Source organism: Aurantimonas sp. NFXS3 (genome assembly GCF_049132005.1).
Taxonomy (GTDB): Bacteria; Pseudomonadota; Alphaproteobacteria; order Rhizobiales; family Rhizobiaceae; genus Aurantimonas; species Aurantimonas coralicida.
Genome location: NZ_JAGDDZ010000003.1, coordinates 64,244 through 82,806 on the forward strand (window position 1 = coordinate 64,244; position 18,563 = coordinate 82,806).

The window sequence follows — 18,563 nt, forward strand, 5'->3', positions numbered from 1 at the left end:
CGCCTCGAATCCAATTCGTTAACCGGGGGTTTATCATATTCGGATTCGCGATTGGAAGAAACTGCGTGCCGCTCCGGCTCAGGCGCCATCGACCTGCTCGATCGACGCCAGAATCGCGCTCTCGCAGGCGTCTTCCGCCTCCAGCATCAGCATGTGGCCGTGCCCGGCCAGCGCGGTCAGGGCGAAGCCCGGCGGCGCCTCGGCACCCTGCGCAAACGGTGTGACCGGATCCTCCGTGCCCCATACGAGCGAGATCGGCAGGCCGGTTGCGGCAATGGTCTCGAGCGGCAGAACGCCCTGCGTCCCGCCCCCGCCGCCATCCCTGGCCGTGAACAGGAGATCGAACATCTGCGCGACCGCGGCGCGATCCTCCGGCGTGCGGGCGGCGGCGATCGCGGCTGCCGTCTCGGTGTCCGGCTGCCAGCCCGGGGCGCCCATCGCGCCAAGCGACGTGCGGACTGCCTCAGCGCCCTCGGCCGTCATCACCGCTGCGATCAGGTCGCTGCCGATCTTGGGGCCGAATCCGCCCGGGGCGAGCAGCGTCAGCGAGGCTACGCGGTCCGGTGCGAACAGGCTGACGAGGCAGGCGATGGCGCCGCCCATCGAATGGCCGACGAGGTGGGCGGAGGCGATGCCACGCGCCTCCATCTCGGCGATCACGGCCCGCGCCGCCACCTTGGGCGGACCGAAGCCGGGATAGTCCCGCGACTGGCCGTGGCCCGGCAGGTCGAAGGCGAGAACCCGCCGCTGCGGAGTGGCGAGGCGCCGTTGCAGCGCCTCCCACACCGCCGCCCGACCGTCGAAGCCGTGCAGCAGCACGACGGGCCGCGCCGTGCCGCCGGCTTCGCCGCCCTGTTCGATGGCAAACAGGCGCGGTGCTTCGGCGTCGCTCATCAGCGTGTCGCCAGGAGGCGGTTCGCCGCGGCGACCAGCGCTTCGAGCGAAGCGGTGACGATGTTCTTTTTCATGCCGACGCCGAACAGCCGTCCGCCCTCGTGCTGCACTTCCATGTAGCAGATGGCGCCCGCGTCGGAGCCGGCCCCCAGCGAGTGTTCCGAATAGTCGAACACCGAGAACTCCAGGCCCAGATGGCGGCAGAGGGCGTTCACGAACCCGTCGATCGGCCCGGTTCCGATCCCCTCGATCGTTGTCTCCACGCCATTGTCGAGGATGGTCGCCTCGACGATCCGTTCGCCCTTCACATTCGCGCTCGGCCGGGTGGTGTGCTCGACGAACCGGATGCGACCGTCCGGCTGTTCCACATAGCGCTCGATGAAGCGCTCGTAGATGCGCTTGACGGGCAGTTCGCGGCCTTCCTCGTCGGTGATGTGCTGGATGTCCTCCCGGAACTCCACCTGCAGGTTGCGCGGCAGGTTGAGGCCGTAATCGGCCTGCAGCACATAGGCGATGCCGCCCTTGCCCGACTGCGAGTTGATGCGGATGATCGCCTCGTAGGACCTGCCGACATCCTTCGGATCGATCGGCAGATACGGGACTTCCCACAATTCCTTGTTGGCGACCTTGCGGGCCTTCATGCCCTTGTTGATCGCGTCCTGATGCGACCCGGAAAAGGCCGTGTAGACCAGTTCGCCCACATAGGGATGACGCTCGTGGATCGTCATCTGGTTGCAGTACTCGAAGATCTCCTTGATGTGGTTGATGTCGGAGACGTCGAGACCCGGATCCACACCTTGCGTGAACATGTTCAGCGCCAAAGTGACGAGATCGACATTGCCGGTGCGCTCGCCATTGCCGAACAGCGTGCCCTCGACCCGGTCCGCCCCGGCCATCAGGCCCAGTTCGGTGGCCGCGACCGCGGTGCCGCGGTCGTTGTGGGGATGCAGCGAGACGATCAGGCTGTCACGATTGTCGAGATTGCGGCACATCCACTCCATCTGGTCGGCATGGATGTTCGGCGTCGACATCTCGACCGTCGCCGGCAAGTTGAGGATCAACTTGTTCTCAGGCGTCGGCTGGACGATCTCGGCGACCGCGTTGCAGATCTCGACCGCGAAATCGAGCTCGGTCCCGGTGAAGCTTTCCGGCGAATACTGGAAGCGGTAGCCGCCGCCGGCCTTGGCCGCCATGTCGACGACCATCTTGGCGGCGTCGGTGGCGATCTCGCGAATGCCGGCGCGATCCTTCTGGAACACGACGCGGCGCTGCAATTCGCTGGTGGAATTGTAGAAATGCACGATCGGCCGGTGCGACCCTTCCAGCGACTCGAAGGTACGCGAGATCAACTCCGGCCGGCACTGCACCAGCACCTGCAACGACACGTCGTCGGGTGTCTCGCCCTCCTCGATGCACCAGCGCACGAAGTCGAAATCGGTCTGCGAGGCGGACGGGAAACCGATCTCGATCTCCTTGAAATTCATCGCCTTCAGGAGTGCGAAGAAGCGGGCCTTGCGGTCCTGCCCCATCGGATCGACCAGCGCCTGGTTACCGTCGCGCAGGTCCACCGAACACCAGATCGGCGGCTCGGTGATGGTCTTGGACGGCCATGTCCGGTCGGGCAGATCGACCTGGCCATAGGGCTGGTACTTGCGGGAGGCCGACGGCATCGTGCCGCGGCGCTCTGCCGTTTCGGGCGGCGCCTGCCGGACGTCTGCGGCCGGACGGGTGGCGGGTGTAACGGACATGGTCTTCGCACCTTGATCGCTGGGCGGATGACGGCTGCGGCGGCTTCGCGCGCATCTGGCCGGTCATCGGCAATTGGAACCGTCTTGTAAAGCGAGAGGGGCTGAGCGCGCGGGCCGGGTCGGACCACAGTGCCGGCTCGACCGCCGGACGCCCCCTTCAGGTCAACGGGTCCGACGGCCGCAGCTAAGAAGGAGAAGGCGTAGAAGCGAGAGCGGACGCACGGCGTCGCCGGCCCGGCTCGGGGCCGCGATCATGCCGAAGATGGATGGCGTCGCGTTCATGCGGCGAAGACTAGCCGCAAATCCGTCGATGGCAAGCCGAAAATGCAACAGTCGCGGCCGGCCCGGTCAGTCCGCCGGCGACGCCCCGAAGGCCGGCCGGGCTTCGAAGACGAGCGTCGCCACCGCGCCGCCGTCGTTCGACGTCTCGAAGCGCCCGCCGATCTGCTGGGTCAGAGAGGCGACGATGCGCATGCCGAGATTGCGGGACGCGGCAATGGAAAAGCCGTCCGGCCAGCCGGGCCCGTCGTCGGCGACCTGCAACCGCTGGGTCCAGCCCTCGCCCGCAGTGCCTGCCGCGTCCTCGCGGTGCAACGAGACCCGGATGGTGCCCGGCCGGCCGTCGGCGCAGCCATGCTCGATCGCGTTGGAGATCAGTTCGGTCACGATCAGCGCCAGCGGCACGGCCGTCTCGGCATCCACCTCGGTGGGCGCGACATCGGTCAGATAGGTGACGTTGGTCACCCCCGATGCCGCCAGGAGGTCAGGGCCGAGCTGCGCCAGATAGGGCGCCATGTCGAGGCTCTGGCGGCTCGGATCATGGAGCTGGCGCTGGATCTTAGAGACGAGGCCGATGCGGGCGGAGGCCTGCTGCAAAGCGGCGGTTGCCTCGGCGGAGGAGGACACGCGCGCCTGGGTGTTGAGGAGCGCCGACACGACAGCCAGATTGTTGGAGACCCGGTGCTGGAGCTCGCGGAACAGGAGGTCGCGCTCGTTGGCATAGCGGGCGGTCGCCTCCTTCTCGACGGTCAGCCGGTCGAGCGCGACGTGCATCCAGTGGATCAGCACGATGTCGACCGTCACGATGAAGACGTAGAAGACCAGCGCCAGCAGCGAACCGCCGGTGAGCAGGAAGGAATCGAAGGGCGGAATGAAGAAGTACCAGGCCGACAGGCCGCCAAGGAGACCGACCAGCGCTCCCGGCGCCGTGCCGGCGAGGAAGGTCGTGATGATGACGGCCGGGAAGAACGACAGATACGGGAAGCCGGCCGGCAATTGCTCGTCCAGCCCGTAGCGGACCCAGAAGGCGAGCCCGATCGCCACGATGGCGAAGACCCAGCGAAGCACCGGCCTCTCGCGCCAGGAGATGGCGGCGAGAAACGCCTGCACGCCGTTCAGGCCGGCGAGATTGGCCCTGCCGCGCGGCGCGCCGATGTCGACCCCCATGGTGATCCCCGTCCAGTTGCAGTGCGCCGCGAACCCGTCGCGACTCCAGCGTCCCCTCCGCCGCCAGCTATTGCCGCTGCGGCGGGAAATGGCAAGCAATCGCCGTTTGATTTCAAGGGGCTGCCCCTGATCTCAGAGCCATGGCGAGCCGGCGGGGTTAGAGAACCGGCACGCCCGTCTGCTTGGCCTCGCCTTCCGGCTCGACATGGATCGACACCCGGGCCCCGTCGAAGGCCACCTGCAGCGCATCCTCGATGCGATCGCAGATTTCATGGGCAATGCCGACGGTCATGGTTTCCGGTACGACCATGTGGAACTCGATGAAGATCGCCCGGCCGGCCAGCCGGGTCTTCAGATCGTGAACCTCGAGCGCTCCATCCGCATGCGAGGAGATGATGTCGCGGACGGTGGCCTCCTCCTCCGGGTCGATCGCACGGTCCATCAGCCCGGACAGCGAGCTCATGACAACGAGATACCCTTCGCGCAGGATATTCAGGGCGACGAGGGCCGCCATCAGCGGATCGAGGATCGTCCAGCCGGTGCTGGTGGCGATCAGCAAGCCGCCGATGACGCCGACGGAGGTCACCACGTCCGCCATGATGTGGCGTCCGTCCGCGGCAAGGGCGGGCGAGCGGCGGGCGGCGCCCTGGCGGATCAGATAGGTCGCCCAGACAGCATTGATGGTCGTTGCCGCGGCATTGATGGCGATGCCGATCAGCGGCTCCTCCATCGCCCGCGGCACCAGATAGGCCTGCCATGCCTCGCGCAGGATGAGCAGCGCCGCCAGAACGATCAACACGCCCTCGATCACCGCGGACAGATATTCCGCCTTGGTGTGACCGAAGGGGTGGTCGCTGTCGGCCGGCTTGTAGCTGAGCGTGACGGCCCAGAGCGCGATCAGGCCGGCGACGACGTTGACGATGGATTCCAGTGCGTCGGAGAACAGCGCGACCGACCCGGTCATCCGGTAAGCGGCGTATTTGATCGCGAGCACGATCACCGCCACGGCGACCGACGCCATGGCAATGCGCTTCACCAGCGGGGCACCAGCACCCGCCGCCATTTCCGACCCGCCGCTCACCGTGTCAGGCCGCCTGTTCGCGGGCCCGGCGCGGCAGTGCCGCGACGATGTTCTCGATCATCCGCATGCCGGCATCGCCGCCGAGGCTCATGATGCTCTCCGGATGAAACTGCACGGCCGATACCGGTTCGGTCCGGTGCTCGAAGGCCATGACGATGCCGTCCTCGGTCTCGGCCGTCACGTTGAAATCCTTGGGCAGGCGCACGGGATCGGCGAAGATCGAGTGGTAGCGCCCGACGGTGACCTCCGCCGGCAGGCCGGCGAAGATGATGCCAGGATCGGAAATGCGGATGCGCGACGGCTTGCCGTGCACCGGCATGTGCAGCGTCCGCAGTGTGCCGCCATAGGCTTCGGCCAGGGCCTGAAGGCCAAGGCAGACGCCGAAGATCGCCGCGCCGTGCTCGCGCGCCCGGGCAATGGTGCCCTTGCAGTCGAAGTCGGACGGATTGCCCGGTCCCGGCGACAGCACCACCAGATCCGGTGCGATCCGCTCGAAGATCTCCGCCGGCACCGGCGTGCGGACCGTCGAGACCTCGGCGCCGGTCTGGCGGAAATAATTCGCCAGCGTATGGACGAAGGAATCCTCGTGATCGACGAGGAGGATGCGCAGCCCCTCCCCCACCTTGGCGGAATCGCGCTTGGCGGCGGCCGGATCGGGCGCACCCGCCTCGCGGATGGCGCCGATCAGCGCCGAGGCCTTCAGTTCGGTCTCGGCCTCCTCGTCCTCGGGGTTCGAATCGTAGAGCAGCGTCGCGCCGGCCCGCACTTCCGCGATGCCGTCCTTCAGACGGATCGTGCGCAGGGTCAGGCCGGTATTCATGTCGCCGTTGAAATGCACCATGCCGACGGCGCCGCCATACCAGGCGCGCGGGCTCTTCTCGTTGTTCTCGATGAAGCGCATGGCCCACAGCTTGGGTGCGCCGGTCACGGTCACCGCCCAGGCATGGGAGAGGAAGGCGTCGAAGGCGTCCATGCCGTCGCGCAGCCGGCCCTCGATGTGATCGACCGTATGGATGAGGCGCGAATACATCTCGATCTGGCGCCGGCCGATCACCCGCACCGAGCCCGGGTCGCAGACCCGGCTCTTGTCGTTGCGGTCGACGTCGGAACACATGGTCAGCTCCGACTCGTCCTTCTTGGAGTTCAGGAGCTTCAGGATCTGCTCGGAATCGGCGATGGCGTCGTCACCGCGCTTGATCGTGCCGGAGATCGGGCAGGTCTCGACCCGGCGGCCGTTGACCCGCACGAACATCTCCGGCGAGGCGCCGATCAGGAACTCGTTCGAGCCGAGATTGACGAAGAACGAATAGGGCGACGGGTTCACCGCCTTGAGCCGGCGCGAGATTTCCGACGGCCGGTGTTCGGCGCGCTCGTAGAAGACCTGCCCGGGCACGACCTCGAAGAGATCGCCGCGCATGAACTTCTCCTTGGCGGAGCGCACGAGGTCGGCATATTCGCCAGGCTTGTGGTCGCCGCGGGGCGGGATCCGGTCCGAGGGCGCGAAGGGCGCATCCGGCCCGCCGCCCTCCAGACCCTCTGTCGAGGCGCCGTCCATGGCGAAGTCGTAGCGGGTCCGGAACGCCGAGGCCGAATAATGGTCGACCTCGAGCAGTTCGTCGGGCAGGTACAGCACCAGGTCGCGGCGCTCGGCATCGCGCTCCAGCACTTCCGGCACCGGCTCGAACTGATAGGCGAGATCGTAGCCGAAGGCGCCGTAGAGGCCGAGCTCGCGGCCCTCCTCGGAGCGGAACAGCGACACGATGGTCCGCAGCACCGAGAAGACGCTCGGCATGCGCGAACGCTCTTCCTCGGTCACCGCCGCGGTCGGCTCGATGATGGTCAGGTCGATGACGTCGTCACTACGCGTGCGGTTCGCGATGTCGCCATTGCCGGCCAGCGCCGCGTCGATGAAGCCAAGCAGCACACGGCCGCGCGGGTTCAGCGCCTCGATGCGCATGTCGCGCCTGTCCGACGAGATGACCAGCGGCGGATCGACGAAGGCGACGTCCTGGCGCGTGTAGCGGCCGGGATATTCGTAGTTGGAGAACAGGACCGCCCCGCGGCGGGTGTCGAGCCAGTCGAAATAGGGCTCGATCGCGCCCTCATACGCCACGGCCTGCCGGCTGCGGGTGATGGCGATGCCTCCGGCGGTCACATACCGTTCCCGTCCGTCTTCGGTCTGTTCGGTCACCATGAATCTTCTCCGGGTCTTGCGACAAGCTCGTTGCGGGTCTCGTGCCCGGACCCCCGGCGACATAGCAAAAAGGCCGCCGGATGATCCGAGGCGGCCTTGAGGTACTGATCACATGCGTGATGGTCCGGCCGCTATCAGCGAGCCCACCACCAGTTCTTTGCAGAGATCATCATGTCCATGGGAATCGGATAGACGACCCGGCCTCAAAGGGCAATGGGAAAGGCTGCTAGCCGGCGGCGCGATCGGTTCCGGCGATCTTCCGGAACCCTATGCGGCGTTGGCGAGAAGCTGATCCGGGCGGTTTGCGTCGGCAAGGAATCCCGCGAAGGGCTCGATCCCGAGGGGCCGCGAGATGTGGTAGCCCTGCACGAAGTCGATCGCCGGGCGGAAGGCGCGCAATTCCTCGAGCCGTTCGGCCGTCTCGATTCCCTCGACCACCATCATTCGGCCGGAGGAATGGATCATCTCCACGGCGTGATACAGCATCCGGGCCATCATGCTGTCGGCCGGCGCCATGGCAAAGGCACGGTCCAGCTTGACCCCGTCCACCGACAGCGCCGCCAGGTTCTGGATGTTCGAGTAGCCGCTGCCGAAATCGTCGATGTAGGTGCGGATGCCGGTATCGCGCAGCCTCTCGATCTCGCGGGGCGCCGTCTCCATGTCGATGGCGTCGCTTTCGACGAGTTCGATGATCACCCGGAAGCGCTCGGGCTCGGCGAGGAACGGTCCGAAGATGTCGCAGAGCACGGCACTGTCGAGATCGCGGGGGAAGACGTTGAACGTGACCTTCAGCAACAACCCCGCCGGCATCGCGGCGGAGAGTTCGCGGTGCGCCTTCTCGACCACCATCCGGGTGAACTGCCGGGTCAGGCCGTAGCGCTCGACCAGCGGAATGAAGCGGTCCGGATAGACGATCGTGTCGTCGATGTCGCGCCAGCGCGCCAGCACCTCGCAGCCGGCGATGCGGCCGGTCGCGAGCTCCATGATCGGCTGGTAGGCGCACACCACCGTCTCTGCGTCGAGATAGCGGCGAAAGCGGGCATCGAAGGCCCAGCGCCGGACGATCAGCGCGCGCGCCTGGATGGCGAGGACAGCGGACAGCAGCGCGGAGAAAAGGAGCGCCACGATGGCATAGGGCGCTCCGCGTGCGAGCAGGGAGATCAGCGAGGCCTGGGTGGCCACGCAGATCATTCCGTCGTCGCCGCAATCGATGCTGCGAACGGTGCCGGACAGCGGCGCGGTGCCGTCGATGGCGGCCTGGCGGTTGGCATCGAAGACGCCGTCGACGCCATCGAGGTGCCATCGACGACCGCTCGAAGCAGTTGCAACGGTCTCGAACTCCATCCATTGCGGGACCGCGTGCGGCACTTCGTCCTGGCGCACGACAATGGCGAAGTCGCCTTCCTGGACGATGCTCCCGAAGAGACCTTCGAAACCCGAGAAGGACAGGTCGCGCTGCATCCAGACGACGGTCTCCGCGCCGACCCGGATGTCCGGCTCTCCGAACCGCAGGGGCGTCTCGAACACCCCGATGCTGGCCGAGCAAAGCGCCGCGCCGTCAACGACGTAGAGGAACTCGTGGAAGCCGTCCGGAAGGAAGGCCACGCGGCGGAGCTGTTCCCGGAATTCGGCGCTGCAGGGCGCGGCCGTGACCTGCTTTTCCAGCTCGGCAAAGGTCGAGTCGAGATTCCGGCGGATCTGGGCGTAGGGCGCCAGCGCCACGCGGCTCTCGGCCCGCATCGACTGACGCGCCTCGTACAGAGCGAACACACCGGCCGCCCCGGTCAGGACAAGAAAGATCAAGCTCCCCACGACGATCGCGATGATCGTCTGCTGGCGACGGGAGATGAACAGACTGACAAGCTTCGCCATAGCGTTACGGCCTATTTTTCGGTCACCTCAGTGAATGGGAAAACCCTCTATGAGAGCTTAAGAAGCAGGCAGATGCCGCCGGTATCGCGAAGGTTTCGCGCGATGGCGAGCGCGCGACTTCCGCAACGGCTGCGCGCAATCGACCGCACCGGCCGACATTCCCCAAGCCGAAAGTTTCGGCTAGAGCGAGGTCATGGAAGAATTCGACTATATCGTCGCCGGGGCCGGTTCGGCCGGATGCGTCCTCGCCAACCGGCTCTCCGCCAATCCGCGCAATCGAGTGTTGCTTCTGGAGGGGGGCGGCAAGGACAACTGGATCTGGTTCCACATCCCGGTCGGCTATCTCTTCGCCATCGGCAATCCGCGCTCGGACTGGATGTTCAAGACGTCGGCCCAGGCCGGGCTGAACGGGCGAGCCCTCTCCTATCCGCGCGGCAAGACCCTCGGCGGATCGTCCGCGATCAACGCCATGATCTACATGCGCGGCCAGGCGGCGGACTACGACCATTGGCGCCAGCTCGGTCTCCAGGGATGGGGCTGGGACGACGTCCTGCCGCTGTTCAAGGCGATCGAGGACCATGCCGACGGTCCGAGCGAGTTTCACGGCGCCGGCGGCGAATGGCGGGTCGAGCATCCACGCATCCGCTGGGAGATCCTCGACCGGGTCCGGGACGCGGCGCATGCGGCAGGCGTGCCCAAGATCGACGACTTCAACACCGGCGACAACGAGGGCTCGGCCTATTTCCAGGTCAACCAGAAGGGCGGACGACGCTGGAGCGCAGCACGCGGCTTCCTCAAGCCGGTCCTGAAGCGACCCAATCTGAAGATCGTGACCGGCGTGATGATCGACCGGGTCACGGTCAAGGATGGGCGCGCCGTTTCGCTGCAATATCGCCGCGACGGCCAGACCTTCGAGGCGAAGGCGGCCGGCGAGATCGTGCTGTCGGCCGGCGCGGTCGGCACGCCGCTGATCCTCGAGCGGTCCGGCATCGGCGACACCGACCGCCTGCGGCCGCACGGCATCGCGCCGGTCCGGCATCTGCCCGGCGTCGGCGAGAATCTGCAGGACCATCTGCAGATCCGGCCGATCTACAAGGTCGACGGCATCAAGACGCTGAACAGCGAATACAAGAACCTCTTCCGCCGGGCGATGATGGGCGCGGACTACGCGCTGCGCCGCCGCGGGCCGATGACCATGGCGCCCAGCCAGGTCGGGGCCTTCGTCAAGTCACGCCCGGACCGGGCCACCGCCGATCTGGAATTCCACTTCCAGCCGCTCTCCCTCGACGACTGGGGCAAGGGCCTGCACCCGTTCTCGGCTTTCACCGCCAGCGTCTGCAATCTGCGCCCGACGAGCCGCGGCAGCGTTCATCTGACCGGCTCTCTGGTCGAGGACACGCCGGACATCTCGCCCAACTATCTCTCCACGGACGAGGACCGACAGGTCGCGGTGGACAGCCTGAAATGGGCCCGCCGGATTGTCGCCCAGTCGCCGCTCGCGCCTTACAAGCCGGAAGAATACAAGCCGGGTGCCCATGTGGTGTCGGACGACGACATGCTAGTGGCGGCAGGCGACCTCGGCACGACCATCTTCCACCCGGTGGGGACGGCGAAGATGGGCCCGGACGGCGATACCGGCGCCGTGGTCGACGAACGGCTGCAGGTGCGCGGCATCGAAGGGCTGCGGGTCGCCGACGCCTCGGTGATGCCGACCATCACCTCCGGCAACACCAACTCGCCGACGATCATGATCGCCGAAAAGGCCGCCCGGATGATCGTCGAGGATTCCCGCAGATGATTGCCGTAACACCGTCCGCTGGACCGCCCGTCATCTTCCTGTCACGGGTGGCGCTGTAGTCGCCCTGCCCGTGGGGCGCCGACCTTTCAGCGAACCCCGAACACGATCTGAGGAGACCGCCATGATCCGCAGCCTCGGCTTCGCCGCCGCCACTCTCGCCGCCATTCTCCTCTCCGGCACGGCCTTCGCCCAGTCCGGCAAGCTGGTGCTCTATACGAGTCAGCCGAACGAGGACGCCCAGGCGACCGTCGATGCCTTCAAGGCGAGGCATCCCGACGTGGACGTCGAATGGGTCCGCGACGGCACGACCAAGGTCATGGCCAAGCTGCAGGCCGAGTTCGCCGCCGGCAACCCGCAGCCGGACGTGCTGCTCATCGCCGACAGCGTGACCATGGAAGGCCTGAAGCGCGACGACCGGCTGATGCCCCATGCCGACGCCGACACGACCGGCTTCGCGGACGGCCTGTTCGACACCGACAAGACCTATTTCTCGACCAAGCTGATCACCACCGGCATCGTCAACAACACCCGTGCCGAGACCACGCCGTCCTCGTGGAAGGATCTGGCGGACCCGGCGCTTCAGGGCCAGACGACCATGCCGAGCCCGCTGACCTCGGGCGCTGCGCTGGTGCATCTGGCCACGCTCACCCAGAACCCCGATCTCGGCTGGGACTATATCGCGGCGCTCGCCGAAAACGGCGCCACGGCGTCCGGCGGCAATGGCGGCGTCCTGAAGGCGGTGGCCGGCGGCGAGAAGCCCTACGGCGTGATCGTCGACTTCCTGCCGATCCGGGAAGCCGCGAACGGTTCGCCGGTCAACTTCGTCTTCCCCGAGGAAGGCGTTTCCGCCGTCACCGAGCCGGTTGCGATCCTGAAGACCGCGCAGAACCCGGAGGCCGCCAAGGCCTTCGTCGATTTCGTCCTCAGCGAGGACGGTCAGAAGCTGGCGGCGAGCCAGGGTTATCTGCCGGCCCGCGACGGCGTCGAGGCGCCGGCCGGCTTCCCCGCCCGCGACGCGATCAAGCTGATGCCCTTCGATGCGGCCAAGGCGCTGGCCGACGAGGAGGCGAACAAGAAGCGTTTCGCCGAACTCTTCGGCGGCTGACCTCTGCCCGCCATCACTTCCATTGCCAGACGCTGGAACGGCGAGAGCATCACTCTCGCCGTTCTCGTCGTTTTCGTCGGCCTCATCAGCGTCCTGCCGGTCACGCGGCTTGTCGTCGAGGCCTTCGCGCCCGGCGGCACGCCCGACCTTGCCAATATCCGCTCCGTGCTCACCGCCGGCTCCACCTGGACAGCGGCCTGGCACTCGCTGGTCACGGCCACGCTCGGCACCGCGATTTCGCTCGTTCTCGGCACGCTCTTCGCGCTGATCGTCGCCCTCACCGATATCCGCGCCAAGGCGGCGCTGGTGTTCTGCTTCCTGCTGCCGCTGATGATCCCGCCGCAGGTGACGGCGCTGTCCTGGGCACAATTGTTCGGGCCGGCGAGCCCGCTCCTGATCACACTCGGTCTGGCGCCGCCGCTCGGCTCGCCAAACCCGATCTACAGCCCCGGCGGCATCGTCCTGCTACTCGGCATCCAGCATGCGCCGCTGGTGTTTCTCGCCGTGCGCGCCGGCCTGCGCGGCCTGCCGCGCGAGATGATCGAGGCAGCACGCGCCTGCGGCGCCGGCCGGCTGCGGGTCATGGCGACCATCGTCCTGCCGATGATGACCCCACCGCTGGTCGCCGGCGGCGCCCTCGCCTTCGTCTCGGCCGTCGGCAATTTCGGCATTCCGGCCCTGCTCGGCATTCCGGCCGGCTACACCGTTCTGCCGACCCTGATCTACCAGCGGCTGGCGAGCTTCGGCCCGTCGATCATCTCGGAGGTCGCGGTGCTGTCGATCGTCGTCGGCGCCCTCGCCTTCGTCGGCTTCGCGGTGCAGGCGCTGGTCATCGGCAAGCGCGACTATCGCACCGTCGGCGCCCCCGCGCAGGCATTGCGCTATGCCCTCGGCCGCTGGCGCGGGCCGATCGAGGCACTCGCCTGGGCGATCATCGTCGCCATTCTGGTGGTGCCGCTGATCGCGCTCCTCGCCACCTCGCTGGTCACGGCCTATGGCGTGCCGCTGACCGGCCAGACGGTGACTTTGTCCAACTACGCCGAGGTGCTGTTCCGGCAGGATTCCACCGTGCGCGCCTTCCGCAACTCGTTCCTCCTGGCGGCTGGCACCTCGCTGTTCCTTGTCGCGGTCTGCGTGCCCTTTGCGGCCTTCGTCGTGTGGCGCAAGAGCCTGCTTCTGGATGCCCTGGCGATGATGGCGGAACTGCCCTACGCCCTGCCCGGCATCGTGCTCGGCATTGCCGCGATCCTGATCTTCATCATGCCGCTGCCGGTGCTCGGCATCAGCCTCTACAACACGATCTGGATCATCTTCTTCGCCTATCTCGCGCGCTTCCTGACCCTGTCGCTGCGACCGGTCGTGGGGGCGGTTCAGCAGGTGGACCGGGCTCTGGAGGAAGCCGCGCGCATGACCGGCGCGCGCTATCTGTTCCGGCTGCGCACGGTGGTCTTCCCGCTGCTCGCGCCGGCCGCGGCGGCGGGTGCGATCCTCACCTTCATGACCAGCTTCAACGAACTGACCGTCTCGGCGCTGCTGTGGTCGGCCGGCAACGAGACGCTCGGCGTCGTGGTCTTCAATCTCGACGATTCCGGCGCGACGGTGCTGGCTTCGGCGGTGGCGGCGGTCACCGTGGTGGCCATTGTCGCGATCATGGGCGTGACGGCGCTGTTTGCGCGCCGCCTGCCGCGCGGCGTCCTGCCCTGGACGGACTGACCGGCCGACCGCCGGATCGCCGGATCAGGCCGCGCGTGCCGGCTTCACCACAGAGGCGTGACCGGACGGCAGCAGCCAGCCATCCTTCGCCCTGACCCGGATCGTGCTGCCGATGGCCGCCAGATGCGGGGCCCAGACCGGCAGCACGGTCTCGGGCGCCGCCTCCGGCGACACGTCGAGGATCACATGCGAGCCTTTGAAGGTTGCCTTGCGGACGGTCGCGGCAAAGCCGGCCCCCTCGGTCGGTTCCAGATGCTCCGGCCGCAGGCACAAAAGCGCGGTGGTGCCGGCCGCCGGCATGGCCTCCGGCTGGCACCGCACCGCCACCTCGCTGCCGAAGAGCTGGACGGCGATGCGGTCCGGCCCGAGCCCGCGCAGGATCCGGCCGTCGACGATCTGGCCGTTGCCGACGAACCGGGCCACCTGCTGCGAGCGCGGCTCGGCATACAGCGTCACCGGGTCTGCGACCTGCAGGATCCTGCCCGCTTCCATCACCGCCACCCGGTCGGCCATGGCCATCGCCTCGGCCTGGTCATGGGTGACATAGACCATGGTCGCGCCGGTGCGCTGGTGGAACTCGCGGAAGGTATCTTCCATCGAGGCGCGCAGATTGACGTCGAGATTGGCCAGCGGCTCGTCGAGCAGCACCACTGCCGGATCCATGGCGAGGCACCGCGCCAGCGCCACACGCTGGCGCTGTCCGCCGGACAGATCGGCGGGACGCCGCGCCTCGAAACCGGTCAAATCGACCGCCGCCAACGCCTCGGCGACCTTGCCGGCCCGCGCCGTTCCCTTCAGGCCGCGCACCCGCAGCGGATAGCCGACATTCTCGGCCACGCTCATATGCGGCCAGAGCGCATAGGACTGGAAGACGATGCCGACATTGCGGTCCTCCGGCGGCACGTGCCGGCCGTCGCCGGCCACCAGAGCCCCGTCGAAGCGGATCGCACCGCCGGACAGCGTGTCGAAGCCGGCGATCAGGCGAAGCAGGGTCGTCTTGCCGCAGCCCGACGCACCGAGCAGCGCGACGAACTCGCCCGCCCGGATCTCGAGGGAGACGTCGTCGACGGCCGCGGTCTCGCCGAAGCGTTTGGTGACGGCGGCGAGCGAGATGGCGGACATGCAAGGCTCATGGCTGGACTGCGGACGGCCGGAGAATAGTGCGGGCGGGCGCAAAGGGCGAGCCGCCGGCGCACCGGCTCGCGGAGCTACCCTCCTATGCGAAGGACGGCAACGCTGTCGTGACGGACGATCGCGAGACCGGCCCGTCCCTGTCGGCGATCAGAACAGCCCCTCGACCTCGCCATCGGCATTCAGCCGGATCGTCTCGGCAGCCGGCTTCGAGGGCAGCCCAGGCATGGTCATGATCTCCCCGCAGATGGCGACGACGAAGCCGGCGCCGGCGGACAGGCGCACTTCGCGGATGTGGACGGTGTGGCCGTCCGGGGCACCGCGCAGGGTCGGGTCGGTGGAGAAGGAATATTGCGTCTTGGCCATGCAGACCGGCAGGTCGCCATAGCCGGCCTCCTCCCAGGCGGTGAGCTGGTCGCGCACGCTCTTGTCGGCGGTCGCCTCGGCCCCGCGATAGATGCGCTTGACCACGGTCTCGATCTTGTCGAACAGGCTCATCTTATCGGGATAGAGCGGCGCGAATTGCGATGCACCACTGTCGGCCAGCGCGACGACCCGGTGCGCCAACTCCTCGATACCGGCCGAGCCGTCGGCCCAGTGGCGACAGACGATCGCCTCCTCGCCGAGTTCCGCGACATAGGCCTTTATGGCCGCGATCTCGGCGTCCGTGTCGGTCACGAAATGATTGATCGCCACGGTGGCGGGCACGCCGAACTGACGGATGTTCTCGATATGCCGGCCGAGATTGGCGCAGCCGCGCGTCACCGCTTCGACATCCTCGGTCCCGAGCGCGTCCTTGGCGACGCCGCCATTCATCTTCAGCGCCCGGACGGTGGCGACGATAACGGTCGCGGCCGGCTTCAGCCCGGCCTTGCGGCACTTGATGTCGAAGAACTTCTCGGCACCGAGATCGGCGCCGAAGCCGGCTTCGGTCACCACATAGTCGGCAAGTTTCAGCGCCGTCGTCGTGGCGACCACCGAATTGCAGCCATGGGCGATGTTGGCGAAGGGGCCGCCATGGACGAAGGCCGGGTTGTTCTCCAGCGTCTGGACGAGGTTGGGCTGCATGGCGTCCTTGAGAAGGACCGCCATGGCGCCGTCCGCCTTCAGGTCGCGCGCATAGACTGCGCTCTTGTCGCGGCGGTAGCCGACGATGATAGCGCCCAGGCGTTTTTCCAGATCGGCAAGGTCCTTGGCGAGGCACAGGATCGCCATGACCTCGGAGGCGACGGTGATGTCGAAGCCGGTCTCGCGCGGATATCCGTTGGCGACACCGCCGAGGGAAGCCACGATGCCGCGCAGCGCCCGGTCGTTCATGTCCATGACCCGGCGCCAGGTGACGCGGCGGGTGTCGATCTCCAGGGCATTGCCCCAGTAGATGTGGTTGTCGATCATCGCCGACAGGAGATTGTGGGCAGTGGTGATGGCGTGGAAATCGCCGGTGAAGTGGAGGTTCATGTCCTCCATCGGCACGATCTGCGCATAGCCGCCGCCGGCCGCACCGCCCTTCATGCCGAAATTGGGCCCGAGCGAGGCCTCGCGGATGCAGATCGCGGCGCGCTTGCCGATCCGGTTGAGGCCGTCGCCAAGCCCGACCGTGGTGGTGGTCTTGCCCTCGCCGGCCGGCGTCGGGTTGATCGCGGTGACGAGGATCAGCTTGCCGTCCGGCCGATCCTGCAGGGACTTGATGAACGGGGCGGAGATCTTCGCCTTGTCGTGGCCGTAGGGGACGATGTCCTCTTCCGCGATGCCTAGCTTGGCTGCGATCTCGCGGATCGGCTTCTTCGCCGCGGCACGCGCAATGGCGATGTCGGTTTTGATCTCGGCCAAGCCCGGTTCTCCCTGTCTGGTCTGCCTCGCAGGCGACCATAGGCAGCCTGACGCGCCAATGCCAATGCCTCTCCGCGTCAGGATTTCCTATCCCGCGATAAGCCGCACTTGGGTGCGGCGGCCGGACAGGAAGCCGGCTGACCGTGGCGGATGCCGGAAGGCTGAAACGGAAAGAGCCCGGCGCAGGCGCACCGGGCTCTTCATTCCATGATCACGATGGGCGGCGTTGGGAGGAGGAACACCGCACTCGGATCGGTATCGCGGCTGTGGTGTCGAACGAGCCCGTCAACAGGGAGGATGAAGGCGGGCTCCCCGTCCGTCCAATACCGCAATATCCAGACTGTAACCCAAGTCGCCGCAAGACGCTGTCACTATTTTGCTACGGACCGTGCCAAATTCGCACAGTTTATGCTGCAGGGAGACATGCCGCCATTGCGGCAAATGCCCGAACGGCGTGTAGGCGGCGGCGCCGCATCCAGCCCCAAAAGCCCGGGATTCCCGGCTGTTCGAGGCCGTGCAAGGCGCTGTCACGGCCGACAATAAGTCCTGCGAACTGTTGCGTTCACGGGCTACCGCGGCAATAACAATCGCCATCACATTCATGCAGCAGCGGGGCGTGCCCAGCGTCCCCGGCCTGCCGACCAGGAGACGATTCCCATGAAGCTTTCTCGAATGTTCGCAGCCGCCATGCTCGGCACCGCTTTCATCGGCACCCCGGCGCTCGCCCAGGAAGCGGAGTCCTGTTCGACGGTTCGCTTCTCCGATGTTGGCTGGACGGACATCACGGCGACGACCGCCGTCACGACGGAAATCCTCAAGGGCCTCGGCTACGACACCGACACCAAGGTCCTGTCGGTGCCGGTCACCTTCGCGTCCATGAAGAACGAGGACATCGACGTCTTCCTCGGCAACTGGATGCCCTCCATGCAGGCCGACATCGCGCCCTATCTCGAGGACGGATCGGTCGAGGACGTGAAGACCAACCTGACCGGCGCGAAATACACGCTGGCGGTGCCGCAGTACCTGTTCGACGAGGGGCTCAAGAGCTTCGCCGACATCGCCAAGTTCTCCGACCAGCTGGACGGCAAGATCTACGGCATCGAGCCGGGCAATGACGGCAACCGCCTGATCCTCGACATGATCGAGAAGGACGCCTTCGATCTCGGCGATTTCGACATCGTGGAATCCTCCGAGCAGGGCATGCTCAGCCAGGTCGCCCGCGCCACCCGCTCCGAAGACCCGATCGTCTTCCTCGGCTGGGCGCCGCATCCGATGAACAAGAACTTCGACCTGCAGTATCTCGCCGGCGGCGACGATTTCTTCGGCCCCGACTTCGGCGGCGCCACGGTCCACACCACCGTGCGCAAGGGCTATCTCGAAGAGTGCCCGAATGTCGGCGCGCTGCTGTCCGACCTCACCTTCTCGCTGGAGATGGAGAACGCCGTGATGGGCGCGATCCTCGACGATGGCGAGAAGCCGGAAGCGGCGGCCCAGGAATGGCTGAAGGCCAATCCCGACCAGATCGCCACCTGGCTCGAGGGCGTGAAGACCAAGGACGGCGAAGATGGCCTGCCGGCGGTCAAGGCCTATCTCGGTCTGTCGTAAGCCGCAGAACGCCTGACGCGGGCCGGCTGCGCCGGCCTTCCGTGGCATTGGCAGGCCGGGCCGCTCAAGTTCCGGACTGCCTCCCGCATGGGGCGCCCCATTTCTTCCCGGGCGCCGGGCCGAAACGGCCAGTCTCGCGCCGACAT

General features: G+C 67.0%; 12 protein-coding genes. 4 read left to right on the top strand and 8 right to left on the bottom strand.

The window, feature by feature from the left end:
- Nucleotides 1–78: 78 nt before the first annotated feature.
- The 6 genes from J3367_RS10570 to J3367_RS10595 all read right to left on the bottom strand — a co-directional run bounded on the left by J3367_RS10570 (nt 79) and on the right by J3367_RS10595 (nt 9,235).
- A complete protein-coding gene (locus tag J3367_RS10570; RefSeq protein WP_421460905.1) occupies nt 79–894 on the bottom strand; it encodes an alpha/beta fold hydrolase in 816 nt (271 codons plus the stop codon).
- On the bottom strand, nt 894–2,564 hold the full coding sequence (gene leuA, locus J3367_RS10575; RefSeq protein ID WP_421461216.1) for a 2-isopropylmalate synthase: 1,671 nt from the start codon (nt 2,562–2,564) through the stop codon (nt 894–896). Before leuA ends, J3367_RS10570 begins: the two co-directional genes overlap by 1 nt.
- A gap of 426 nt (nt 2,565–2,990) precedes the next feature.
- A complete protein-coding gene (locus tag J3367_RS10580) occupies nt 2,991–4,088 on the bottom strand; it encodes a sensor histidine kinase (protein WP_421460908.1) in 1,098 nt (365 codons plus the stop codon).
- 157 nt (nt 4,089–4,245) lie between these two features.
- The gene (locus tag J3367_RS10585; protein ID WP_024350389.1) at nt 4,246–5,151 is read right to left on the bottom strand and encodes a cation diffusion facilitator family transporter; all 906 of its coding nucleotides are present in this window, start codon (nt 5,149–5,151) and stop codon (nt 4,246–4,248) included.
- Nucleotides 5,152–5,173: 22 nt separating this feature from the next.
- Nucleotides 5,174–7,363, bottom strand: a complete 2,190-nt coding sequence (locus tag J3367_RS10590; RefSeq protein ID WP_421460911.1) for an anthranilate synthase — start codon at nt 7,361–7,363, stop codon at nt 5,174–5,176.
- 267 nt (nt 7,364–7,630) lie between these two features.
- The gene (locus J3367_RS10595; protein ID WP_421460914.1) at nt 7,631–9,235 is read right to left on the bottom strand and encodes an EAL domain-containing protein; all 1,605 of its coding nucleotides are present in this window, start codon (nt 9,233–9,235) and stop codon (nt 7,631–7,633) included.
- Nucleotides 9,236–9,428: 193 nt separating this feature from the next.
- On the opposite strand from J3367_RS10595, the gene J3367_RS10600 reads away from it, so the two are divergent.
- The 3 genes from J3367_RS10600 to J3367_RS10610 all read left to right on the top strand — a co-directional run bounded on the left by J3367_RS10600 (nt 9,429) and on the right by J3367_RS10610 (nt 13,851).
- The gene (locus J3367_RS10600) at nt 9,429–11,033 is read left to right on the top strand and encodes a GMC family oxidoreductase (protein WP_421460917.1); all 1,605 of its coding nucleotides are present in this window, start codon (nt 9,429–9,431) and stop codon (nt 11,031–11,033) included.
- Between the two features lie 121 nt (nt 11,034–11,154).
- Entirely contained in the window at nt 11,155–12,138 is a 984-nt protein-coding gene (locus J3367_RS10605) for an ABC transporter substrate-binding protein (protein WP_421460920.1), read from the top strand.
- A gap of 12 nt (nt 12,139–12,150) precedes the next feature.
- On the top strand, nt 12,151–13,851 hold the full coding sequence (locus tag J3367_RS10610) for an ABC transporter permease (protein ID WP_421461220.1): 1,701 nt from the start codon (nt 12,151–12,153) through the stop codon (nt 13,849–13,851).
- Nucleotides 13,852–13,875: 24 nt separating this feature from the next.
- Here J3367_RS10610 and J3367_RS10615 read toward each other — a convergent pair whose 3' ends face one another.
- Nucleotides 13,876–14,973 carry an ABC transporter ATP-binding protein gene (locus J3367_RS10615; RefSeq protein WP_421460923.1) on the bottom strand — a complete coding sequence of 366 codons (1,098 nt, stop codon included), beginning with the start codon at nt 14,971–14,973 and terminating at the stop codon, nt 13,876–13,878.
- A gap of 159 nt (nt 14,974–15,132) precedes the next feature.
- Nucleotides 15,133–16,812, bottom strand: a complete 1,680-nt coding sequence (locus J3367_RS10620; protein WP_421460926.1) for a formate--tetrahydrofolate ligase — start codon at nt 16,810–16,812, stop codon at nt 15,133–15,135.
- 657 nt (nt 16,813–17,469) lie between these two features.
- On the opposite strand from J3367_RS10620, the gene J3367_RS10625 reads away from it, so the two are divergent.
- Nucleotides 17,470–18,417, top strand: a complete 948-nt coding sequence (locus J3367_RS10625; protein ID WP_081651887.1) for a choline ABC transporter substrate-binding protein — start codon at nt 17,470–17,472, stop codon at nt 18,415–18,417.
- Nucleotides 18,418–18,563 lie beyond the last annotated feature (146 nt).